Annotated in this window: 21 protein-coding genes and 1 pseudogene; 13 read left to right on the top strand and 9 right to left on the bottom strand. The window is 64.9% G+C overall.

The window, feature by feature from the left end:
• Window positions 1-178: 178 nt before the first annotated feature.
• The 3 genes and pseudogenes from ACETMP_RS20285 to ACETMP_RS20275 all read right to left on the bottom strand — a co-directional run bounded on the left by ACETMP_RS20285 (window position 179) and on the right by ACETMP_RS20275 (window position 2,601).
• Window positions 179-1,048, bottom strand: coding sequence for a cysteine rich repeat-containing protein (locus tag ACETMP_RS20285; RefSeq protein WP_375157568.1), 870 nt, complete (start codon window positions 1,046-1,048; stop codon window positions 179-181).
• A 154-nt stretch (window positions 1,049-1,202) separates the two neighbouring features.
• Window positions 1,203-2,205 (bottom strand): annotated as a pseudogene (locus ACETMP_RS20280) (NADP-dependent oxidoreductase).
• A 189-nt stretch (window positions 2,206-2,394) separates the two neighbouring features.
• On the bottom strand, window positions 2,395-2,601 hold the full coding sequence (locus ACETMP_RS20275) for a hypothetical protein (protein ID WP_375157567.1): 207 nt from the start codon (window positions 2,599-2,601) through the stop codon (window positions 2,395-2,397).
• Between the two features lie 195 nt (window positions 2,602-2,796).
• On the opposite strand from ACETMP_RS20275, the gene ACETMP_RS20270 reads away from it, so the two are divergent.
• The gene (locus ACETMP_RS20270; RefSeq protein WP_375157566.1) at window positions 2,797-2,997 is read left to right on the top strand and encodes a hypothetical protein; all 201 of its coding nucleotides are present in this window, start codon (window positions 2,797-2,799) and stop codon (window positions 2,995-2,997) included.
• Between the two features lie 372 nt (window positions 2,998-3,369).
• On the opposite strand, the gene ACETMP_RS20265 is transcribed toward ACETMP_RS20270, so the two are convergent.
• Window positions 3,370-4,173, bottom strand: coding sequence for a RimK family alpha-L-glutamate ligase (locus ACETMP_RS20265; RefSeq protein ID WP_375161942.1), 804 nt, complete (start codon window positions 4,171-4,173; stop codon window positions 3,370-3,372).
• Between the two features lie 385 nt (window positions 4,174-4,558).
• Here ACETMP_RS20265 and ACETMP_RS20260 point away from each other — a divergent pair, with 385 nt between their 5' ends.
• From ACETMP_RS20260 to ACETMP_RS20250, 3 genes are all read left to right on the top strand, one after another.
• Window positions 4,559-5,332 (top strand): ferredoxin--NADP reductase, encoded by a 774-nt coding sequence (locus ACETMP_RS20260; RefSeq protein WP_375157565.1) that lies wholly within the window; start codon window positions 4,559-4,561, stop codon window positions 5,330-5,332.
• 417 nt (window positions 5,333-5,749) lie between these two features.
• Window positions 5,750-7,447 (top strand): FMN-binding glutamate synthase family protein, encoded by a 1,698-nt coding sequence (locus tag ACETMP_RS20255; protein ID WP_375157564.1) that lies wholly within the window; start codon window positions 5,750-5,752, stop codon window positions 7,445-7,447.
• A 93-nt stretch (window positions 7,448-7,540) separates the two neighbouring features.
• Entirely contained in the window at window positions 7,541-7,780 is a 240-nt protein-coding gene (locus tag ACETMP_RS20250; protein WP_375157563.1) for a PilZ domain-containing protein, read from the top strand.
• Window positions 7,781-7,842: 62 nt separating this feature from the next.
• On the opposite strand, the gene ACETMP_RS20245 is transcribed toward ACETMP_RS20250, so the two are convergent.
• Window positions 7,843-9,138: a hemolysin family protein gene (locus ACETMP_RS20245; RefSeq protein WP_375157562.1), complete on the bottom strand. Its 1,296-nt coding sequence runs from the start codon at window positions 9,136-9,138 to the stop codon at window positions 7,843-7,845.
• A 242-nt stretch (window positions 9,139-9,380) separates the two neighbouring features.
• On the opposite strand from ACETMP_RS20245, the gene ACETMP_RS20240 reads away from it, so the two are divergent.
• Window positions 9,381-11,456 (top strand): methyl-accepting chemotaxis protein, encoded by a 2,076-nt coding sequence (locus tag ACETMP_RS20240; RefSeq protein ID WP_375157561.1) that lies wholly within the window; start codon window positions 9,381-9,383, stop codon window positions 11,454-11,456.
• Window positions 11,457-11,571: 115 nt separating this feature from the next.
• Window positions 11,572-12,303 carry a sulfite exporter TauE/SafE family protein gene (locus ACETMP_RS20235; protein ID WP_375157560.1) on the top strand — a complete coding sequence of 244 codons (732 nt, stop codon included), beginning with the start codon at window positions 11,572-11,574 and terminating at the stop codon, window positions 12,301-12,303.
• Window positions 12,304-12,314: 11 nt separating this feature from the next.
• Here the strand turns inward: ACETMP_RS20235 and ACETMP_RS20230 are convergent, their stop codons facing one another.
• The 3 genes from ACETMP_RS20230 to ACETMP_RS20220 all read right to left on the bottom strand — a co-directional run bounded on the left by ACETMP_RS20230 (window position 12,315) and on the right by ACETMP_RS20220 (window position 15,884).
• Complete coding sequence (locus ACETMP_RS20230; RefSeq protein ID WP_375161941.1) at window positions 12,315-14,279, bottom strand: carbohydrate porin; 1,965 nt, start codon at window positions 14,277-14,279, stop codon at window positions 12,315-12,317.
• A 395-nt stretch (window positions 14,280-14,674) separates the two neighbouring features.
• Complete coding sequence (locus ACETMP_RS20225) at window positions 14,675-14,938, bottom strand: hypothetical protein (RefSeq protein WP_375157559.1); 264 nt, start codon at window positions 14,936-14,938, stop codon at window positions 14,675-14,677.
• 139 nt (window positions 14,939-15,077) lie between these two features.
• Window positions 15,078-15,884 carry a creatininase family protein gene (locus ACETMP_RS20220; RefSeq protein WP_375157558.1) on the bottom strand — a complete coding sequence of 269 codons (807 nt, stop codon included), beginning with the start codon at window positions 15,882-15,884 and terminating at the stop codon, window positions 15,078-15,080.
• A 152-nt stretch (window positions 15,885-16,036) separates the two neighbouring features.
• On the opposite strand from ACETMP_RS20220, the gene ACETMP_RS20215 reads away from it, so the two are divergent.
• The 7 genes from ACETMP_RS20215 (at window position 16,037) to ACETMP_RS20185 (ending at window position 21,761) form a co-directional block, all read left to right on the top strand.
• A complete protein-coding gene (locus tag ACETMP_RS20215) occupies window positions 16,037-17,059 on the top strand; it encodes an ABC transporter substrate-binding protein (RefSeq protein WP_257196784.1) in 1,023 nt (340 codons plus the stop codon).
• 95 nt (window positions 17,060-17,154) lie between these two features.
• A complete protein-coding gene (locus tag ACETMP_RS20210) occupies window positions 17,155-17,970 on the top strand; it encodes an ABC transporter ATP-binding protein (protein WP_375157557.1) in 816 nt (271 codons plus the stop codon).
• Window positions 17,967-18,785, top strand: coding sequence for an ABC transporter permease (locus tag ACETMP_RS20205; protein WP_375157556.1), 819 nt, complete (start codon window positions 17,967-17,969; stop codon window positions 18,783-18,785). The genes ACETMP_RS20210 and ACETMP_RS20205 overlap by 4 nt, the downstream gene beginning before the upstream one ends.
• Window positions 18,785-19,774 carry a 2-hydroxyacid dehydrogenase gene (locus ACETMP_RS20200; protein ID WP_375157555.1) on the top strand — a complete coding sequence of 330 codons (990 nt, stop codon included), beginning with the start codon at window positions 18,785-18,787 and terminating at the stop codon, window positions 19,772-19,774. Before ACETMP_RS20205 ends, ACETMP_RS20200 begins: the two co-directional genes overlap by 1 nt.
• Window positions 19,774-20,466, top strand: a complete 693-nt coding sequence (locus ACETMP_RS20195; RefSeq protein WP_375157554.1) for an AprI/Inh family metalloprotease inhibitor — start codon at window positions 19,774-19,776, stop codon at window positions 20,464-20,466. Before ACETMP_RS20200 ends, ACETMP_RS20195 begins: the two co-directional genes overlap by 1 nt.
• Before the next feature lie 99 nt (window positions 20,467-20,565).
• Entirely contained in the window at window positions 20,566-20,940 is a 375-nt protein-coding gene (locus ACETMP_RS20190) for a hypothetical protein (RefSeq protein WP_375157553.1), read from the top strand.
• 116 nt (window positions 20,941-21,056) lie between these two features.
• A complete protein-coding gene (locus tag ACETMP_RS20185) occupies window positions 21,057-21,761 on the top strand; it encodes a tetratricopeptide repeat protein (RefSeq protein ID WP_375157552.1) in 705 nt (234 codons plus the stop codon).
• 6 nt (window positions 21,762-21,767) lie between these two features.
• Here the strand turns inward: ACETMP_RS20185 and radC are convergent, their stop codons facing one another.
• Window positions 21,768-22,481 (bottom strand): DNA repair protein RadC, encoded by a 714-nt coding sequence (gene radC, locus ACETMP_RS20180; RefSeq protein WP_375157551.1) that lies wholly within the window; start codon window positions 22,479-22,481, stop codon window positions 21,768-21,770.
• Window positions 22,482-22,560: the final 79 nt, after the last annotated feature.

Raw genomic sequence — 22,560 nt, 5'->3', positions numbered from 1 at the left:
CAGTATACTTACTATCTAGGGGTAGACTAATGTGCTCCGACGCCGGGCGCCAGCGGAATTATCCGCCGAGCGCGGGCGCCGAAACTCATCGTCGGACACACGTTTTACGCGCATCCGAACCGTCAGATCCGAATCATAGCCAAACCGCGCCGGCTTGGCTATTCGCGGATCAGACCAGCTATCGCGCCGCGAATGGCGCCAGCACGTCCCTGCACGCCGGTGACAGCGAGGCGGCATTGCTGGCGAGGCACTGAATGATGCGGCCGCCGCCGGCCTCGACGCCGGCACAGATGGTGCGGATGTCGGCGCCGCAGGCCGATTGGGCGACCATTAGCTGTTCGCGCGGCCGCAAGGGGCGCAGCACGAGCACGGTCGGCGCCGCGGCAGGCGCGGCTGCTGCGGCCCCCGTCGGCGCAGTGGGGGCGGCCGCGCCAGCGCCGGTCGCAGCGGTGACGGCCTTCTCGCAGGCTGGCGAGACCTTGGCCTTGTTCTTCTCCAGGCACTCGAGCGCGGCCGTTCCGCCCGGCGGCACGCTGGCGCAGACCTTGGGATAATCGCCGCGGCAGGAGCTCTTGATCGCAGCCAACTGCGCGCTGCTCGGCTGCTTGGGCGCAGCAGCCTTCGGCGCCGGTGGCGCCGCGGCCGGCTTCGCAGCGGGAGCGGATTCAGCCTTCGGTGCGGCAGGTGCCGGCTCGGCTTTGGGGGCCGCTTCCTTCACCGTTTCCTTCACCGTTTCCTTGGGTGCAGCTTCGGTCTTCGGCGGGGTGGGAGCAGCCTCGGTCTTTGGCGCGGCCGGCGGAGTGATCGCGCGAACCGCGGTCTGGCATCCCGACGAGAGGCTCGACACGTTCTTCTGCAGACATTGAAACGCTTCCGTGCCGCCGGGCGTCACGCTCGAGCAATGCGCCATGAAGTCCGAGCGGCACGCGGACCGGATGGCGCTCTTCTGGGCGTCGGTCGGCGCCTGCGCGAACGCACCTGTTGCAGTTGCGAGTGCCGCCGCCAGCAACGCCGTGCGCGTTGCGACTTGTTTCAACGTGTTGACCATCCGGATGAATTCCTGCCCCTGTCGATATCGTTCGGCGCTTCATCAAGGTCGCGCGCAATCGTCGCGAGTGATGCTTCGCGAGCAATATCATTGGCTGCTTCGGTTGCTACCGCAAGCAGATTGTGCCGGCGCGGCGACGATGTGCCGGCGTGGTTCAGAGCCTGACCATGCGCTTGCCGCGGTTTTCGCCGGCGAGCAATCCGATCAGCGCCTTCGGCGTATTCTCGAGGCCGGCGATGATGTCTTCCTGCACCTTCAGCTTGCCGGACTTGACCCAGGCCTGGAGATCGGCGAGCGCGCGCTGGCTCTCCTTCATGTAGTCCATCACGATGAAGCCCTGCATGACGAGCCGCTTGACCACGATCAGTCCCGGTACGCCGCGCGGGCCGTGCGCTGCGGGCACGCCGTCATATTGCGAGATCGCGCCGCAGCAGGCGATGCGGCCGTAATTGTTCATCTGCGGCAGGCAGGCTTCGAGAATGTCGCCGCCGACATTGTCGAAATAGACGTCGATGCCCTTCGGCGCGGCGGCGCGCAGCGCCTTGAACAATGCACCGGCCTTGTAATCGACGGCGGCATCGAAGCCGAGCTCAGAGGTCAGCCAATTACACTTCTCAGCGCCGCCGGCGATGCCGACCACGCGGCATCCCCTGATCTTGGCGATCTGCCCGACGATCGAGCCGACCGAGCCCGCCGCCGCCGAGACCACCACGGTCTCCCCCTCCTTCGGCTTGCCGATCTCGAGCAGGCCGAAATAGGCGGTGAGGCCGGCGATGCCGAACACGCTGAGCAGATGCGTCATCGGCTCGAGGCTTCGGCATCTTGGTGAGATGCTTCGCCGGCACCGCGGCATATTCCTGCCAGCCCGTGTCGCCGAACACGATGTCGCCGGGCGCAAGCTCGGGCGCCTTCGAGCTGACGACCTCGGCAATGGCGCCGCCCGCCATCACGCTGTTGGCCTCGACCGCGGAGCGATAGGTCGCGCCGTGCATCCAGGCGCGGTTGGCGGCGTCGAGTGAAATGTATCGCACGCGCAGCAGGGCTTCGCCGTCTTTCGGCTCCGGCATTGCGCCGTCGACCATCCTGAAATGCTCGAGGCCGAGCTTGCCGCCGGGTTTTTCGACCAGCAGGATCTGGCGATTGGCGTTGCCGCTCATGGCGTTTCCCTCATTGATGTCTTGACGATTATTGATGCAGCCGCCGCAAACAAGACGTGCAGGCCGCATGTGTTGTGCGCCGCACGAAGGCTAGAGCGCCGCGTTCGATTTCACAACGGGAACATCCTGCCAACGGCTGGACACCGACATCCTGCTCTCCGGCGGCCGGGCTGCTCGCCGCCGTCGAACTCAGGGCCGCCTCGTCACGACGAAATCTGGTTCTTGACCGCGCATCTTCGCAACCGGCGAAACGCCCAGCGATCGCGCCGGCACGTGTCTGCCGGCGAAAGTCTGCGAATCCATGCTCTGCTGCATATAAAGCTGCCCAGCCACCAGTGTCGCGGCCGTACAGGCGAGGACGAACATCGCCAGAGCCAATTGGTGCGCTTCGTTCATGTCCGCACTTCGAAAGATGGAGCTGCGGATTTCTAGTTGCGAAGCGGACGGTGTGACGTTGATGTTGCACAACTTCGGAGGTTGAATTCTCTCCGGCAGACTACTTAGGGGACCCGCCCTAAGGTAAGCCGCGCAATCGCGCGGCCCGGCGGTTCCGTTTAACAATGCCGAGCGGAACAGAGTTCGGAGAGCCCAATGAATCATTCGATTTATAGTGCCGACCGCGCCACTCACGCGAGGATCGTCATCGTCGCGTTGCTGGTTACCGCGGCTGTCGCCGGTCTTGTCGTTTCGCTCCACGCCGACGTGAGAACCTTATCGGTCGAGAGAACCGCCGTATTCAAGCCCGGCAAGCCGGTGGTTCTGAGCGGTTTGTCCATCGTTGCCGCCCCCTGACCCGGAGATCCGCGATGCGAGTGAGCAGAATCGAGAGCGGCGTTGCCACCGAGCCGTTCGACCCAGCGTTTTGGTCCGTCGCAGTCGTCCTCAGCGGGGCGGTCGTTTATCTCACCTGCCTGATCTAGCGGGCCGGGAGCCTGTCAGCGGCCGATGCGATCTTGCGAGAATCGCAGCGTGCGCGCCGCCGCATTTTACTGTTGTTTGCGCTGGCGCAACCGACACGAGCAGGACCTACGATAGCGTCTTGAAACCTGGCGGCTCTCTCTGAAACCTCGATGCAGTTGCTAAGGTAACGAGGCTCGGTATTCCGGGCCTCGTTCTATTTTGCCGATTTGCTGTCGCAGGATATCGGCGGCCAGCACGTGGGGCTCAGCGCTCTGCCTCGAAGATCCGGTCCAGCGCCGCGTCGTATGTCGCTTGCACCAGCTCTGGATGCAGCTTCGCCAGGGCCTCCATCATCACGCCGGAATTGATCTCGAGCACGCGCCATGCACCGTCGACCCGAACCACGTCGATCGACGCAAAGACAATGCCGATGGCGCGCGCGGCGTCGACCGCGAGCTTGACGCAGGCCCTGCGGACATCGCCATCCTCCAGCAACACCGGCCTTGCGCCGGCATCGAGATTGTGTCGCCAATCGGTGCCGCGCCGCTTGCTGTAGACGACCCGCGCCACGTCATCCAGCAGCACCACGCGAACTTCGTCCTCGATCGCGACATAGGGCGAGATCACGAGCCCCGCGCTCATCGAGAAGACCTCGCTGGCCGCGCGGTCGAGTTCTGCCTCGGTCGCCACCTTGAACACCGAGCGGCCCGATGTTCCCTCGTTCGGCTTCACCACCACGCCCTGCGGATTGTCGCCAAGCAGCTCGAGCATGGCCTCCCGCCAGCCGGCGTCGACCACGTTGCTACCCAGCTTCGGATTGAGAAAGAGCTGGTGGGGAACGCAGGGCACGCGCTCCGCCGTCAGCACCTCGGCGGTGGCCGATTTGTCGTTGGCGAGACGGTGCGCGATCGCGCTGTTGAGGCCGATGTCGTAGCCGAAGGCGAAGCGGCGCAGCTGGCCCCGGCGCATCGCGATCAGCCAGCCGCCGGCGCGGACATCGACGGCGATGCCGTGGTCGGCGCAATAGCGCCGGATTGCCTGAACGAAGATTCGCTCGCCGCTTGCCAAATCGCCTGTCATGCCTTGCGTCGTTCCCGTCGCCGAAAGCCGCAAAAATGCGGGCAACGGCGTCAATGGCGCGGAAAATCAGAGCTATTCTTAATGAAATTCTCGCGAGCGCGACGGAAATTAAGTGCTGCAATCGAGCCCCGGAGGGAAAAGAAATTGCCCTGCCCGAAGGCGGGGCAGCAGATTCGTTAATGATGCGTCCAATTCCGCCGCAAATGCCGGTTTGATCGGCATCAATTGCAGCCGAAACGAGGTTGATTATTGGTCTCAATGGCGTAGATCACACACGCGAAATCCTCCGCCATGGCAATGGTGTCCGCCCTGTTTTCCGGGGCCGGGCAACGCTGTTGCCCGAAAACCGCAATTATTCGGAATATCGAAAATCATGAGCGCGTTTTACCGAGAAAAGGTTCTTTCCGTTCAGCACTGGACCGACACGCTGTTCAGCTTCCGCGCCACGCGCGACACCGGCTTCCGCTTCCAGAACGGCCAGTTCGCCATGATCGGCCTCGAAGTCGACGGCCGTCCGCTGCTGCGCGCCTACAGCATGGCGAGCGCCAACCATGAGGAAGAGCTCGAGTTCTTCTCGATCAAGGTGCAGGACGGCCCGCTGACCTCGCGTCTGCAGAAGATCAAGGAAGGCGACACCATCCTGGTCGGCCGCAAGGCGACAGGCACGCTGATCACCGACAACCTTCTGCCCGGCAAGCGGCTCATGCTGCTTTCGACCGGCACCGGCCTTGCCCCGTTCGCGAGCCTGATCAAGGATCCCGAGGTCTACGAGCAGTTCGAGTCCATCGTGCTGGTGCACGGCTGCCGCCAGGTCTCCGAGCTCGCCTATGGCGAGAAGCTGGTCGCGACCTTGCGCGAGGACGAGCTGTTCGGCGAGCTGCTCGCGGACAAGCTCGTCTATTATCCGACCGTGACCCGCGAGCCGTTCAAGAACCGCGGCCGCATCACCGACCTCATCAGCTCCGAGCAGATCTTCAACGACATCGGGCAATCGCCGCTCGACATCGCAACCGACCGCATCATGATGTGCGGCAGCCCGGCGATGCTGGAAGAGCTGAAGGTGATGTTCGAGAGCCGCGACTTCATCGAAGGCAGCGGCAACAGGCCCGGCCATTTCGTGATCGAGAAGGCGTTCGTCGAGCGGTAAGCTTTCTGTTGAACACGTGGCGTGATCGCGCGCCACACTCAACTCGTCGTCCCGGGCAAGCGCAGCGAAGCGGAGCGCCGATCCGGGACCCAGAACCACCGGCCGTGGTTGTGCGACGATTCGGAGTGACGGCTTTCCCAGGCTCCAAATCCCGTGACTGTGGATCCCGGGTTTGCGCTGACGCTTGCGCGGGACGACAGCTGAGGGTGGGAAGCGCGTGTGCCCCCTTTGGCGATCGATAGGGCATCCGCTCAGCTCCGCGACTAATCTTCCCTCCCACCCCCTTTGCTGCACCGCAAAACCCCGCCGTCAGGCTGATTGATTTGTCTCGGCCGAATTCGCTAGCCTGAAACAAGGGCCGCGTCATATCCGTATGACAGGCGAAGGCGTATCGTACCGCCTCATGCTGGCGAGAGGATGGGAATCGTGGCCGACGACAACAAGACGCAGCAAGCCCCCAAACGCCTGCCGCTGGCGGAAGAGGGGATCATGGAGACCCTGCTGCTGCCCTTCTCGCCGCGCTTCATCGTGCTGACGATCTGCGCGGTGGTCACCGCGCTCCTGATCGGCATCGGCCTCGCCGACCGCAAGATCTTCGACATCATGCTGGTGCCGATCCTGATCTTCGGCGCGCTGACGCTGCTCGGCGTGCGCGATCTGCTGCAGAAGAGCCACGCGGTGCTGCGCAATTATCCGATCTCCGCGCATATCCGCTTCCTGCTCGAAGAGATACGCCCCGAGATGCGGCAATATTTCTTCGAGAGCGAGAAGGACGGCATGCCGTTCTCGCGCGACACCCGCGCGGTGGTCTATCAGCGCGCCAAGATGGAACTCGACAAGCGTCCGTTCGGCACCCAGGAGGACGTCTATCGCGAGGGCTATGAGTGGATGCACCACTCGGTGTCGCCGAAGACGCATGCGCAGGAGAAATTCCGCATCACCATCGGCGGTCCCGATTGCAAGAAGCCCTATTCGGCCTCGGTGTTCAACATCTCCGCGATGAGCTTCGGCGCGCTCAGCCCCAACGCGGTGCGGGCGCTCAATGCCGGCGCGAAGAAGGGCGGCTTCGCGCACGACACCGGGGAGGGCGGCGTCAGCCCCTATCATCGCGAGATGGGCGGCGACATCATCTGGGAGATCGGCTCCGGCTATTTCGGCTGCCGTCATCTCGACGGCACCTTCGATCCCGAGGCGTTCGCGCGCGTCGCCGGTGACGACCAGATCAAGATGGTCGAGCTCAAGGTCAGCCAGGGCGCCAAGCCCGGCCACGGCGGCGTGCTGCCGGCGGCAAAGGTCTCGGAGGAGATCTCCAAGATCCGCGGCGTCGCGATGGGCGAGGACTGCATCTCCCCGGCCTCGCACCGCGCGTTCTCCACCCCAACCGGCATGATGCAGTTCATCGCCGAGATGCGGCGCCTCTCGGGCGGCAAGCCGACCGGCTTCAAGCTGTGCATCGGCCATCCCTGGGAGTTCCTGGCGATCTGCAAGGCGATGCTCGAGACCGGCATTTATCCGGACTTCATCGTCGTTGACGGCAATGAAGGCGGCACCGGTGCGGCGCCGCTGGAATTCATGGATCATCTGGGCATGCCGATGCGCGAGGGCGTCAGTTTCGTCCACAACGCGTTGATCGGCATCAATGCGCGCGACCGCATCAGGATCGGCGCCTCCGGCAAGATCGCCACTGCCTTCGACATGGCGCGCGCCATGGCGATCGGCGCCGACTACTGCAACTCGGCGCGCGGCTTCATGTTCTCGCTCGGCTGCATCCAGTCGCTGAGCTGCCACACCGACCGCTGTCCGACCGGGGTGGCGACGCAGGATCCGACACGCGCACGTGCGCTCTACGTGCCGCTCAAGATCGACCGCGTGCATAATTATCACCACGCGACGCTGCACTCGCTCACCGAGCTGATCGCCGCGGCCGGTCTCGAGCATCCGCAACAGCTGCGCCCGATCCATTTCAGCCAGCGGACCTCGACGACCCAGGTGCGATCCTTCGCCCAGCTCTATCCGGAGCTGCGTCCGGGCGAGCTGCTCGAAGGCACCGCGGACCCGCGCTTCAGCGACGCCTGGCGGATGGCACGGGCGGACACGTTCCAGCCGGCGCTGTAGCAGTTGCCCCACCGCGATACCGGCCTGCGCAAGGCGCAGCGGGAGCTGAGCGGGCTTTAACGGTTGGTTCAACTTTGGGTGTAAATTGGGCCCATGGACGAACGGCGCGACAAGGCAAGGCATCGCGTGCTGAAGGCCGGAACGATCGAGTTCGGCGGCGGCGCGATCGACTGCACCGTGCGCAACCTGTCCGACACCGGCGCCGCGCTCGACGTCACCAGCCCCCTCGGCATTCCCGAGCATTTCACTCTGTTCGTTGCGGTCGACGCAAAGCATCTCGCTTGCACGGTGGTCTGGCGCAAGGAGAAGCGGATCGGCGTGAGATTCGGGTGAGGGGTGAGTTCAGGTAAGGTCGCAGGGGGCGAAATCGGCGCGCACTCGCGCTATCGCTCAATTCATCCCGTCTCGACTTCACTCAACCGGCTCGCCAGGATCTTGTCGATCCTCCGCCCGTCGAGATCGACCACCTCGATATGCCAACCGCCGAAGTCGAAGGCGTCGCCGGCATCGGGCAGCGCGCTGAATTGTTGCAGCACGAGGCCCGCCACCGTGTTGTAGCGGTGCGGCGGCAGTTCGACGCCGAGCAGATCGCCGAATTCGTCCACCGGCATCCAGCCGGAGATCAGCAACGAATCGTCGGCGCGCCTGACATAGGCCGGCTCCGGCGGTCCCGCCTCGGAATGGAAGGCGCCGACGATCGACTCGAGGATGTCGGTGGCCGTCACCATGCCCTCGAAGCCACCGTATTCGTCGTAGACGAAACCGACATGAACCGGAGCGGTTCTCAGAATGGTCAGCACGTCGCGCGCGTCTGCCGACGCCGGGATGCCGGGCGCCTCGCGCACCAGTGCGCGCAGATCGGGGTTGCGCTCGTTCATATAGGCGACCAGCAAGTCCTTGGCCTGGAGCACGCCGATCGGCTTGTCGCGGTCGCCGTCGGAGACGGGAAAGCGCGAGTGCGGGCTGTTGGCGATGATCTCGCGAATCTCCTCAGGCGGGGCGTTCAGGTCGATCTCGTCGACCTCCGTGCGCGGCGTCATGACGGCGCCGACAGGACGATCGCCGAGCCGCATCACGCCGGCGATCATCTCCTTCTCGCCCGGCTCGAGCACGCCCGCGCTCTCGGCCTCACGGACGAGGTGATGGATCTCGTCCTCCGAGACTTTTTCCACGGTTCTGCCGCCGCGGCCGAGCAGCGTGAGGATCAGCTTTCCGGAGACGTCGAGCAGGAAGACGAGCGGCAGCGATATCTTCGCCAGCACATGCATCGCGGGCGCGACGCGGACCGCGATGCTTTCGGGATCGCGCAGCGCCACCTGCTTCGGCACCAGCTCGCCGACGATCAGGGTGGCGTAGGTGATGAGCGTGACCACGAGCCCGACCCCGACGATGTCGGCAATGCCCTTGGAGAGGCCGAGCTCGAGCAGCCATTGCGTCAGCCGCTGTCCGAGGGTCGCGCCCGAGAACGCGCCGGAGAGCACGCCGACCAGCGTGATGCCGATCTGCACCGTCGAGAGGAACTTGCCGGGATCGGCCGCTAGCGCCAGCGCCCGCTCGGCGCCGCGCACGCCCTTGGCCGCCAGCAGCGACAGCCGCGCTGGACGCGACGAGACCACGGCCAGTTCGGACATGGACAGCAGGCCATTGATCACGATCAGGACGACGACAATGACGAGTTCGACCGAGAGCATTGAGATTCCGAGGTAAGGGAGTGTGGCCGCATGAACGGCACCTGCCTCGATATAGGTATTCGGAGCGGAAATGCCGTCAATTTTGCCGTATCCGCCGCCCGACGGAACCCATACGCGACGAAATCCCCGGGCATCAGCGACGAGCTGGCCCTCCGCGGAACTACGGATCGATGCTTAACGACCCCTTCATGGCCGGCAGCTAAGTTTTCGACATAGCAGAAATGTATTCGGGAGACCCTAAGATGCGAATCGGGAAACTTTTTGCGCTGTCGATGCTGACGGTGACGGTCTTTGCGGTCGTCCTCGGCGCCGAGGTGCTGATACCCCAGACGCGCATCTTCACGAACCGCTCCGACGCAATCAAGACGGTCGACGCCTTTGGTGCGATGTTGACCGTCAGCCAGCACGTCGCCGGACTTCGTGCGCCCTACATCTCCCCGATCTTCCAGGAAGGCGCTGCGACCCCGGCCCAGATCGAAGCTGCCGGGAAGGCCGCGAAAGCGGCCGATGCCGGATTCGAGGCGGCAAGGCGCGCCATCCTGGTGCTCGATGACAGCGCAGCGATGATCGACGCCCTGGACCGCGCCGCCCGACGGCTCAAGGACGTCTACACGGCGGCAGATCGCGCGATGGCTGTTCCCCTGGCGGCGCGCGACAGCGCTGTGGTCAAGGGCTTCCTTCCCGCCGTTGCCGAGGTCATCAGCAATATCGAGCCGATCATGAACCAGCTCGAAGGGCAGATCGTCAACGCCGATTCCTCTCTGGCAGCGCTCCTGGGCCTGGCGCGAACCGCGCAGGATCTGCGTGTCTCGGCCGGCAGCCGCGCCGCCACCTTGTCGCCGGCGTTGTCGGCACGCCGCCCGCTGCAGGCGGCCGAATTCTCCTTGATGGACCGCATGCAGGGACGCGTCGAAGCCGACCGCGAGCGCATCGAGGCCGGCATGCAGCAGCTCGGCAATCCGCCCCGGATCGCCGCGGCGCTGAAGGCGGCGACGGAGGCCTATTTCGGAAAAGCAGCTCCGGTCGTGGATCAGGAAATGCCCGCGGCCCGCGGCGACGGCAAGTATGGCGTCAACGCCGAGGAGCTGGCGAAGGTCATCGTCCCCGCCATCCAGATGTTCTACGGCGTGCGCGACGCCGCGCTGGCCGAAGCGGCCGAGCGCGCCACGGCTGCGCGGAACGGCGCCCTGGCGATGCTCGCGCTGGCCGGCGTCGCCGTGCTCGCCCTGCTCGGAACGCTCGGTGGCGTGACCCTGATGCTGCGCAAGCGCGTGGTGACCCCGCTCGGCCGGATCGCGGACGTGATCGGAACGCTTGCCGCCGGACGGCACGATGTCGAGATCCCCACCACCGGTCGCAACGACGAGATCGGCCAGGTGGCGGGCTCGTTGCAGCACTTCAAGGATTCGCTGCTCGCCAAGAAGGCCGCCGACGAGGCCGCTGCGGCCGAGGCCGAGGCGAAGCTGCGGCGCAGCCAGCGCATGGATCAGATCGCGCGCGAGTTCGAAGCCATGATCGGCGATGTGATCAACACGGTGTCGTCGGCCTCGTCCGAGCTGGAAGCATCCGCGGGCACGCTGACGAGCACGGCCGATCAATCGGAGAAGGTCACCGCAACCGTCGCGGCCGCCTCCGAGCAGGCGTCCACCAACGTGCAGACCGTTGCCTCGGCGGCCGAGGAGATGGCCTCTTCGGTCGACGAGATCAGCCGCCAGGTGCAGGATTCCGCGCGTATCGCCGGCGAGGCGGTGCAGCAGGCGGGGCGGACCAACGACCATGTCGGCGAGCTCGCCAAGGCTGCAGGGCGGATCGGAGATGTCGTCGAGTTGATCAGCCAGATCGCCGGCCAGACCAATCTTCTCGCCCTCAACGCCACCATCGAGGCGGCGCGCGCCGGCGAGGCCGGGCGCGGCTTCGCCGTGGTTGCCTCCGAGGTCAAGGCGCTCGCCGAGCAGACCGCCAAGGCGACCGGCGAGATCAGCCAGCAGATCTCGGGAATCCAGACCGCGACGGAGGAATCCGTCGGCGCCATCAAGGCGATCGGCGACACCATCACCCGCATGTCGGAAATCGCCTCCGCGATCGCCTCGGCGGTCGAGGAGCAGGGCGCGGCGACGCGGGAGATTTCCCGCAACGTGCAGCAGGCCGCGCGCGGCACCCAGCAAGTCTCCGCCAGCATCGTCGACGTGCAGCGCGGCGCGAGCCAGACCGGCTCGGCATCGGCCAACGTGCTGACGTCGGCGAGATCGCTGTCCGGCGAGAGCAGCCGTCTCAAGGTCGAGGTCGGCAAGTTCCTCGACGCGATCCGCGCGGCGTAGAAAGCGGTTGTGGAACGAAGCGGCTTCACCTAGGCTTACGACACGGGGATGTCGCGGCCTCCCCGTCAAGTGGTGATCCCACGCAAGCGCTGCTCGCTGACCTATGGAGCGAGCAATGGACGGGATCGCTGTCGAGCTTCCAATCTTCCTGTTGGCCACTTTTGCCGGCGCATTCGTGGCCGGTCTTTCCGGCTTCGCCTTCGGCCTGGTCGCAGCGTCGCTGTGGCTCTATGTGCTGACGCCGGTTCAGAGCGCCAGCCTGATCGTCGGCTTTGGCCTTCTGGTGCAGAGCTACTCGGTCTGGAAGCTGCGCGCCGCGCTCGACTGGCACCGGTTATGGCCATTTGTGATCGGCGCCATGCTCGGCGTGCCGGTCGGCGTGTGGCTCCTGACCGCGACCGATCCGCGCAGCCTTCGCCTTGCCATCGGCGTCGTCCTGATCGCCTACAGCCTCTATGCTTTGTTTCGGCCGCAGCTCAAGCTCGCAGCCGCTGTTCCACCCGCCGCCGATGCTGCGGTTGGTTTCGCCAACGGCCTGCTAGGCGGGCTCACTGGGCTTGCCGGCATCATCATCACCATCTGGTGCAATCTGCGCGGCTCTCCCAAGGAGGTGCAACGCGCGACGTTCCAGCCGGTCGCAGTCGTGGTGTTCACCACGGCGGCGTTTTGGCTGGGTGTCAACGGATCCCTCACACTCGACACAGCAAAGCTGTTCGCGCTCGGCTTGCCGTTCCTGTTTGCCGGAACCTGGCTGGGACTGAAACTGTTCGGCCGGATCGACGAGACCGCATTTCGCAAGATCGTGCTGGCGTTGCTGTTCGTCTCGGGTGTCGCGCTCCTGTTCTGAGCTCTGGCGACTCAGAACTCGCCGTGCAGCCGTCCTGAAAACACCGACACCGGGCCGCGGTCGGCGTTGTAGGCGGGGTTGACGATCAGCTGGTAATCGGCGGTGAAGGTCAGCGCCTTGTTCAGCGCGTAGGCATAATAGGTTTCCAGCACGCGTTCCCTGCGGTAGTTGAGCCGGCCGTCGCCGATCAGCGGGCCGAGGCCGCCGGCGGCGATGAAGTCGCGGTGATCCTGCGACAGCGCGTTGACGGCGCCGGCCAGGGCGACGACGTCGTCGGGCCGGCCCCAGGTCGTGCCCTTGACCGAGACGCCGCCGGACAGGCTGCGGTCGATGTCGGTGAAGGCCATGATCTCATTGCGGCCGTCGTTCCAGCTCCAACGGCCGAACACGCCGATGTCGGTAGTGATGGCCTGTTCGAGGTTGAACGCGTAGCCGTATTTGACGCGTCCGCGGCGGGTCTGGCTGATGTCGACGCCGAATGCGGGATTGTCCAGCGTTTCGCGATAGCTGCCCGCAAAGGCGCTGTTGACGAAACCGAGCACGCGCAGCTTGCCGGGCTGGCCGAACAGCGAATGGCGGGTCTCGAGCTCCGCCACATACTCGCCGCGGCGACCGACATTCATGTCGAAATTGCTGGAGTTCGATTCCGCGCCGATCAGGAAATAGCCGGCGCGCAGGGCCCATTGCTTCTGGTTCAATTCGGCCGTGGCGCCGTAGCCGAGGCCGAGCTTGTCGGCGGCGTAGTCGAAGGCGCCGGAGGCCCAGATCGACCAGTTCATGAAATCCTTGCGCGGATCGTGCGCGTAGGCATTGCCGTCGAACACGTCGACCACGGAGAACTTGCCGACCTGCAGGGTCAGGCGCGAGACGTCGACCTTGCTCGCGAGCTGAAGCTGGCCGGAGGCAAGCTCCTCCTGCTCGCCGCCGAAGCCGAAGGTGTGTCGCACGAACAGCCGCGAGGCGTTGAAGTGCGGATAGGGGAAGCCGGATTTCTGCGCTTCGCCGTTGGGGAAGCCGGCGGCGCCCGTCGTGTTGTTGAAACCGAAACCCTGCAGCAGCTCGGGGTTGAAGTAGATCTCACCGCCGTCCCATAGCCGCGCATTGAGATAGAGCGAATTGCTCCAGGTCTGCTGAAAATCGGGTGACGGGAGCAGGCTGTTCGGTCCGGTATAGGGCGCGCGGAACGCGGGGTAGCCCTGGCCCAGCGCGGTGGACTGGCCGTGAATCTCCCAGCGGCTGGACTCGGTGTCGGTCACATCCGACTTCGGGTTGTAGGTCGGCACGCCCGGCCAGTCGATCTTGCGATTGAGGCCGAGCCGCAGGCTGTGAAGATCCATCGACGAGGAATATTGCCCGCCCGAGGGGAAGGTGACGCTGGCGTTGTCGTACTTGCTGTAGAGATATTCGAGCCGCGCCGTCCAATGCGGCGCGAAGGCATATTCGACGCCGCCGCCCGCGGTCCAGCCCAACCGCGTGTGCAGCACCTTTTCTTCCACGCCGCTGTTCGGCGTCGAGAGAAAACGCTCGCCGGTGAAGGCCGCGCCGCCGGTGGCGTAGAACAGCCAATTGCCATTGGCGTAACCGAGCCGCGCGCGCAGGCTCGCGACATAGTCCCAGCGTTCCTCCGCGAAGGACAGCGCGGTCCCCGTCGACGACACGACGTGGTTGGAGGGCAGATAATTCGGAAAGGAGATGTCGCCTTCGACGCCGAGCAACAGGCCCGAAGCGAGGCGCCAATTGTAGCCGGCCTGGACACCGCCGGTCGCGCCAGTGAAGACGTTATTGTCGGTCGCCAAGGCGGGATCGGTCAGTGTCGCCGAGGACGTGCCGCGGGTGACGCCGGCATGCGCGCCGATATAGAGGCCGGTCCAGTCGTACACCGCCTTCAGCGCCGGCGCCTTGAGCGGCAGATCGGCCGCGCGGCCTGTTGCGGGAAAAGCCAGCACGCCCGAGGCAATCGCCGCGGCCGTCCGCAAGTACCTGTAGCGGTGATCTCTCAACGTCAAAACGCACGCCCCCAAACGCGAATGTCATCCATCCACCGCGACATCCCTGCCGATTCGCGGCGGCCGTGTCATCAGTCTTAGGCCCGCGCACGGCCGAGATGATCTCGGCCCGAGCCGCCTTCGTCCCAAGCTCCTGAACTCAAGACAAGTCTTATTGCGACTAATTCGCAATAACAACTAAATCCGGATCGCCACTGAGGATGGATCGCACCGCTGTATGACGAGGCTGCAACAATCCAGCGGGCTCCAACATGAATGACCCCGCCCGGGGGGACAGCCGGGCGGGGTCGCGGGCACGACACGGGGTGGATGAGGCGCCCGTGTCGGACGCAGGATCCACGGGAGATCGGCCTCAGATACTCAAATCAGTAGCAGGTACGAACGCGGCCGACGTACTGGCCGAAGGCGTTGTACTGGGCGACCCAGCCGCAGCGGCGATAGCCGTGATAATAGGGGTCGTTGGTGGCGGCGATCGCGGAGCCGACCACGGCGGCGGTGGCGATGCCGGCGCCCACACCCCAGACCCAGCCGGGCTGCTTGGCCTCGGCCTGCGAGGTGGTGGACACGATGCTGCCAGTCAGGGCGAGCGTGGCGAGAGCGACGGCGGCAAGCTTGGTCTTGATCGACATGAGAAACTCCATCCGGGTTGAGGCGGTCCGTTGTGGCCCGCGTGCCCAGTTGGACGGAGGCTCCTCGCGTCCGGTTCGAAAGCGGCAAATCCGCTGCCGGAGCCGCGCCCTTTCCTGAATGATTCCAGGACTATAGTGGCTAGCCGAGGGGCCCCTTGGCGAGCCTGTTCACGTCGAAGTTATCGACCTCGTTCAGCAACTCGCAAAAGGCGCGCGCGCCCTGGTCGAGCAGCTGCTCGCCTTTCGCCGGCTCGGCCAATGTCGCGTTGCCGATTGCGCCGCTGGCGTTGAGATCCTGGGCCTGCCAGGCGAACGGCGCGGGCCGCTGCGTCGACAGCCAGCGATACTGCTTTTCCAGTGCAATGCTGCTCGCGGCGAAATCGGCGATCGCGGCTTGACGCACCTGATCGGGATAGCGCGCCAGCATGATCGAGGTCTCGATCGCGCCGCCATGAATGCCGTGGCGCACTTCCTCCGCCGGAAACAGCTTGTCGGCGCCCGACAGCCGCGACCACGACGTCGTCACCACGAACAATCTTTGGTGCGCGCGAAGATCCTGTGCCACCAGCATCATCGCCGCGCTGTTGCCGCCATGGCTGGTGATGATGACGAGCTTCTTCACGCCGCGCCGCGCGATGTCCTCGCCGATTCCGGTCCATCGCTTCAGCGCGACCTCGGTCGGCAGCGTCTGCGTGCCCGGATAGTCGATATGCTCGGTGGAGATCCCGACCGGCTCAACGGGCAGGAACGTCACTGGGACGCTTCCGGGCAACAGCTCGCGCGTGCGCGCCAGATAGGCGTCCGCGATCAGCACGTCTGTCGTCAGCGGCAGATGCGGGCCGTGCTGCTCGGTCGCTGCCAGCGGCAGCACCGCGATCCAGCGCGCCGTCTCCGCCGGGGGCACACCGGTCCAGCGGATCTCGGTCCAGTCGCGGGACGGCGTCATCGAGGTTTCTTTGCCCGAATTTGTCACGTAATTTGGGTATCAGGGGATGCGGACCCGGCGGGCTCGCGTCCCCTGATGTCATGCGGTTCTATCGCGTCGCGCTCGTATGAGCCAGACGCGATTGGGCTTCAAGCGAACGACGGAGTGCCATTATGACCCATTTTCATCTGCGGCGGACGCTCACGGCGGGCCTCTTCGCCGCTCTCGTCGCTCTCGCACCGGCGCGGGCCGAGACGCTCGACAAGGTCACTTTCGGCACCAATTGGGTCGCCGAGGCCGAGCATGGCGGCTTCTTCCAGGCGGTCGCCGACGGCACTTACAAGAAATACGGCCTCGACGTCACCATCGTCCCCGGCGGTCCCAACGAAAACAACCGGATGCTGCTGATCGCCGGCAAGATCGATTTCTTCATGGCCGCGAACACGCTGATGTCGTTCGACGCGGTCGCCAACAACGTCCCCGTCGTGACCATCGCCGCGATCTTCCAGAAGGACCCGCAGGTGATGCTGACGCAGCCGGACGCCAAGGTTGGCAAGCTCGAGGACCTCAAGCCGCTGACGCTGTTCGTCTCCAAGGAGGGCATGGGCAGCTATTTCCAGTGGCTGAAGTCCGAATACGGCTTCAGCGAGAAGAACGTCCGCCCCTATAATTTCAATCCGCAGCCCTTCATCGCCAACCCCAAGAGCGCGATGCAGGGCTACGTCACCTCCGAGCCCTTCGCGGTCGAGAAGGCGGCGGGCTTTAAGCCCAACGTGCTGCTGCTGGCCGACTATGGTTTCAACACCTATTCGACCTTGATCGAGACCCGCCGCGACATCGTCGAGAAGAAGCCCGATCTGGTCCAGCGCTTCGTCGATGCCTCCATGGTGGGCTGGTACAATTACCTCTATCGCGACAATTCGGCCGGCAACGCCATGATCAAGCAGCTCAATCCAGAAATGACCGACGATCTGCTCGCCTATTCCGTCGCCAAGATGAAGGAGCACGGCATCGTCGATTCCGGTGATTCCTTGAAGAACGGCATCGGCGCGATGAGCGACGAGCGCTACAGCTCGTTCTTCAACAAGATGGTCAAGGCCGGCGTGGTGAAGGCGGATCTCGACTTCCGCAAATCCTACACGCTCCGCTTCGTCAACAAGGGCGTTGGCCTCGAGCTGCGTCCGAACAAGCCGTAACGCATGTTGAGATTTGGCACGCCGGTTCAGCTGGGTTTCACCTCTCCGCGATGGGGAGAGGGGAAGGGCGCCCGAAACACCGCAGTCATCGATTGATGGTAGAGCGCTCGACCTCGTCCGCCGTCGAGGCCAGCCTGACGGCTCTCGCCGTCAGCCTGCGCGGCGTGACCAAGACCTATGACAACGGCGTCATGGCGCTCGGCCCGTTCGACCTCGCGGTGCGCAAGGGCGAGTTCATCTCGCTGCTGGGCCCGTCCGGTTGCGGCAAGTCGACGGTGCTGCGGCTGATCGCGGAGCTCAGCGCGCCGTCCTCTGGGATCGTGAGGGTGGCGCGCCGCGAGGGCGAGCTGCAGCCGGGTCACGGCATCGGCTTCGTGTTCCAGGAGCCGACCCTGATGCCCTGGGCCAATGTGCGCGAAAATGTGCGGTTGCCGCTGAAGCTCGGCGGCGTGGCGAAGGCCGAGGGGTGCGCGCGGGCCGACGCCGTCTTGGCCAGCGTCGGCCTTGCCGATTTCGCCGATGCCTTTCCGCGCGAGCTCTCCGGCGGCATGAAGATGCGGGTGTCGCTGGCGCGCGCGCTGGTCACCGATCCCGACATCCTGCTGATGGACGAGCCGTTCGCCGCGCTCGACGAGATCACGCGCTTCCGCCTCAACAACGATCTGCTCGCGCTGTGGCGAGCTCTCGGCAAGACCGTCATCTTCGTCACCCATTCGGTGTTCGAATCCGTCTATTTGTCGCAGCGTGTGGTGGTGATGACGGCACGGCCGGGCCGCATCCAGGCCGATATCCGCATCGAGACGGTCGAGCCGCGCGGCGAAGAATTTCGCACGTCGACCGCTTATGGTGACTATTGCCGCAGGGTCTCCGGCGCGCTGGCGCCGTCCTATTCGGGGCGGCCGCTGTTATGAGCGCCCAGTCCGAGAGCATTTCCAGGCCGCGAGGCGCGCAGCGTGCGCTGCGCCTGGTGCTTCCCGTCATCGTGTTCGCGGCCGGCCTCATCGCCTGGGAGCTCGTGGTCCGCCTCAAGGAGATCCCGCCTTACGTGCTGCCGGCGCCCTCGATCATCATCCTGACGCTGATCAAGGATTGGCAGGTGCTGTCGCAATCGCTGGCGACCACGCTGCTGACCACGCTCGAAGGCTTTGTCGCGGCCAGCATCGGCGGCATCGCGCTGGCGCTGCTGTTCAACCAGTCGAAATGGGTGGAATACTCGCTGTTCCCCTACGCGATCGTGCTCCAGGTCACCCCCGTGATCGCGATCGCGCCACTCTTGCTGATCTACCTGGAACAGCAGACCGCGGTCGTGGTCTGTGCCTTCATCGTCGCCTTTTTTCCTGTGCTGTCCAACACCACGCTCGGGCTCAATTCGGTCGATCGCAACCTCGCCGGCCTGTTCCAGCTCTATGGCGCGTCAAAACCGCAGACGCTGCGCTTCCTCAAGCTGCCGGCGGCGCTGCCTTACATTCTCGGCGGCCTGCGCATCGCAGGTGGCCTGTCGCTGATTGGCGCGGTCGTGGCCGAGATCGCGGCGGGAACCGCGGGCGCCGGCTCCGGGCTCGCCTACAGGATCGCCGAATCCGGCTATCGATTGAACATACCCCGCATGTTCGCAGCGCTGCTGCTGTTGTCGCTGGCCGGGATTGTCATCTATGGGGTGCTGGCGCTAGTTTCGCACCTCGTTTTACGGCGCTGGCATGAAAGCGCGCTTGGAGAGGAAAACTGATGGCTGCCGGTTCGATTTCGTCCGAAAAGATCGACCTTCTGATCTATGGGCCGGTGCGGCCGATCCTCGAGAACGGATTTTCCGATCATTTCGTCGTGCACAAGGCCGAGACGCACGGCGACCTCGAGCGGCTGACGCCGGCGATCCGCGAGAAGATCCGCGGCGTCGCCGTGACCTATCACACCGTGCGGGCCGACAGGGGAGCACTGGCGCAGCTGCCCAAGATCGAGATGGTGGCGAGCTTCGGCGTCGGCTACGACCACGTCGATGCCAAATACGCCGCCGAGCACAACATCATCGTCACCAACACGCCCGACGTGCTGACCGAGGAGGTCGCCGACGTCGCGATGGGCCTTCTGATCGCCACCTTGCGCGAGTTCATCAAGGCCGACCGCTACGTTCGTTCCGGGCTGTGGCAGACGCAGAACTATCCGCTCAGCGTCGGCTCGCTGCGCGACCGCAAGGTCGGCATCGTCGGCATGGGCCGGATCGGCCAGGCCATCGCGCGCCGGCTCGATGCCTCGCTGGTGCCGGTGGTCTATCACTCGCGCAACCCGTCCAAGGACGTCTCCTACAAGCACTATCCCGACCTGATCGAGATGGCGAAGGCGGTGGACACGCTGATGGTGATCGTGCCCGGCGGCGCCTCGACCAACAAGATGATCAATGCCGAGGTGCTCAAGGCGCTCGGCCCGCGCGGCGTTCTGATCAACGTCGCGCGCGGCTCCGTGGTCGACGAGCCGGCGCTGGTGCAGGCGCTGAAGTCGGGCACCATCCTCGCCGCAGGGCTCGACGTGTTCGCGGCCGAGCCGAACGTGCCGGATGAGCTCAAGGCCATGCAGAACGTCGTGCTGCTGCCGCATATCGGCTCGGCCTCGGTGGTGACGCGCAATGCGATGGACCAGCTCGTGGTCGACAACCTCAAATCCTGGTTCTCAGGCAAGGCGCCGCTGACGCCGGTGGCCGAGACGCCGTTCAGGGGACGCTGATGCGTAGTCTTCGGGCCGTTGCATTCGCCGCCGCGGCCTGCCTGGCCGCGATCGGCGCTGCCCATGCGCAGGATGCGGCGAGCCTGAAGAAATCGATGCCCGGGCAGTGGGAGCTGTCGACCACCGAGCGCAGCAAGACCTGCGTCGTCACGATGAAGGGCGATGCCGCAGGCCAGGGCTACAAGCTGGAGCTGGAGCCGGCCTGCAAGACCGCGCTGCCTTTCACCAAGGACATCGTCGCCTGGAGCGTCAGGGGCCTCGACATCGTGCGCCTGCAGGACGCGACCGGTGAAGCCGTGATCGACTTCACCGAGGTCGAGGCCGGCATCTTCGAGGGCCTGCGCCAGGGCGAGGGCGTCTACATCCTGCAGGATCTCGCCGCGGCCCGCTCGATGGCCAAGTCGATGGACCAGATGATCGGCGACTGGGCGATGGTGCGCGGCAATGGCCAGCCGGTGTGCGGGCTGACGCTGACCAACACCGAGGCGGGCCCCGACAATTTCCAGGTCTTCCTCAAGCCGAGATGCGACGCCGCCATCGCCCAGTTCAATCCGGCGCAATGGCGGCTCGAGCGCGGCCAGATCATCCTGATGTCGAAATCGGGCGATGCCTGGCAGTTCGAGGCCGACGACAACGCGCAATGGCGGCGCGTCCCCGACACGGCAGATCCGCTGATCATGCTGCGGCAGTAGGCGGCCCGGCATTCGCCGCCGACCGCCGCCGCGCGAAGGCGGAACCCGCAGACCGGGCATCTCGTTGACGGAAGAGGTGATTTCGTTGGGAGATCCGGCATGGCCAAGCGCATCCTCGCGATCGGCATCGAGCCCGGCAATGCGGATTACAGCGCGTTTCCTCAGCTCTCGCCCGAACATGTCCGCAGCTACATCGAGGCCCAGCTGCTGCGTCTGCGCGGCCTCGGCTTCGAGGTCACGAGCTGCCTGATCGATCTCGATGCGACGGCCGAGGCCGCCGTGACCGCCGCCCTGCGTGAGGAGCGCTTCGACTGCATCGTCATCGGCGCCGGCCTGCGCGAGCCGAAGGAGCGCCTCGTGCTGTTCGAGAAGGTCCTCAACCTCGTCCACCGCCTCGCGCCCGAGGCCGCGATCTGCTTCAACACGACCCCCGCTGACACCGCCGAAGCCGTGCAGCGCTGGATCGAGCCGTGACGGGACGAACTCGGACGGGCCAAAATCCGCTGGTTTGGGAGTTCTTGCCGCATTCGAACTTTTCCTGCGCCTCGGGCGACCAAGACGGAATGGCTCAAATGCGATCGGGCTTTGACATGAAAATCGTTGCCCTGGCTTTTTCGTGCCTTCTGCTGCTCGCGATGCCCGCCAGCGCGAATGATACGCGCACCTTTGATGCGATGGTCGTGTTGGCCAATCGCGGAGATGCCGAGGCGCAATATCATGTCGGCATGATGCACAATAACGGCATCGGCACACAGCAGGATCGTAGCCAGGCATTCGAGTGGTTTCAGAAATCGGCCGCGGGCAACAACCCCCTGGGGGCCTACAAGCTCGGTTGCTATTATGACGGGCAAGGTGCCGGCATTGTTGCGACCGATGCGGATCAAGCACTGAAATACAAGCTCGTGTCCGCCAGGGCCGGCTATGCGCGCGCTCAGCACGATGTCGCCCTGATGTATGACAGGAGAGGCAACTCGGAAGAAGCGCTGAAATGGTGGAGGACGGCTGCCGATCAGGGGCTTCCCGAAGCCCTCTTCAGCCTGTCTCGCGCCTATTCGGCCGGCAAGGGAACGCCGAAAGACTTGTCCCTGTCGTACGCCTATTTCAAACTCTCGAAGGTGGCGCCGGCGAAGAACGTGAACGAGATGGCTTCCATGTTGTCCAAGCCTGAGCTCGAGAAGGCCGAGAAACTGGTTGCCGCATGGAAGCCGCAACCGACCGCCCTGACGCTTAAGGCATTCGCCGGCATCACGGCCGCGGAAGAGCACCTGAAAGCTGCCAGGAACCAGGCGTTCTGATTTGGCCTAGATTAGCCGCAGCCCGCGCAGGCTCGCATGCCCGTTCTTGCCGACGATGATGTGGTCGTGCACGGCGATGCCGAGCGGCTTGGCGATGTCGATGATCGCTTTCGTCATCTGGATGTCGGCCTGCGACGGCGAGGGATCGCCGGAGGGGTGATTGTGCACCAGGATCAGCGCGGTCGCCGAGAGCTCCAGCGCGCGCTTGATCACCTCGCGCGGATAGACCGGGGTGTGGTCGACGGTGCCGGTCTGCTGCACTTCGTCGGCGATCAGCTGGTTGCGCTTGTCGAGGAAGAGCAGGCGGAATTGCTCCTTGTCGGCGAAGGCCATGCTGGTGCGACAATAATCTATCACCTCGTTCCAGGATGACAGCGCATTGCGGCTGTTGACGCCGCCCTTGGCGACGCGATGCGCGGCGGCGGCGATCAGCTTGATCTGGTTGATCGCGGACTCGCCGATGCCGTCGACCTCGCGCAGGCGCGCCACCGGCGCGTGCACGACCTCGGCGAACGAGCCGAAGGTCTTGATCAGCGTTTTCGCCAGCGGCTTGGTGTCGCGCCGCGGCAGCGCCGGAAACAGCGCCATCTCGAGCAGCTCGTAATCGCTGAGCGCATCCGCGCCGGCATTGTAGAAGCGCTCGCGCAGCCGCTCGCGATGGCCGTGATAGTGCGGCGCCTCGGCGGATGGATTGTCTGGCTGGTCGGTCTTGCGGGGCATCGGCGCAAGGATGCCGTGCCGGGCGGTTTTTGCAACTCTGAAGTGCTGCGCGACGACGCCGCGGCGGCAAGAAAAGAGG

Origin of the sequence: Bradyrhizobium dasycarpum, from assembly GCF_042019905.1 — a bacterium.
GTDB classification, from domain to species: domain Bacteria; phylum Pseudomonadota; class Alphaproteobacteria; order Rhizobiales; family Xanthobacteraceae; genus Bradyrhizobium; species Bradyrhizobium japonicum_B.
The sequence above is the reverse complement of the archived record's forward strand: the minus strand, read 5'-3'. Positions and strand labels throughout refer to the sequence as shown.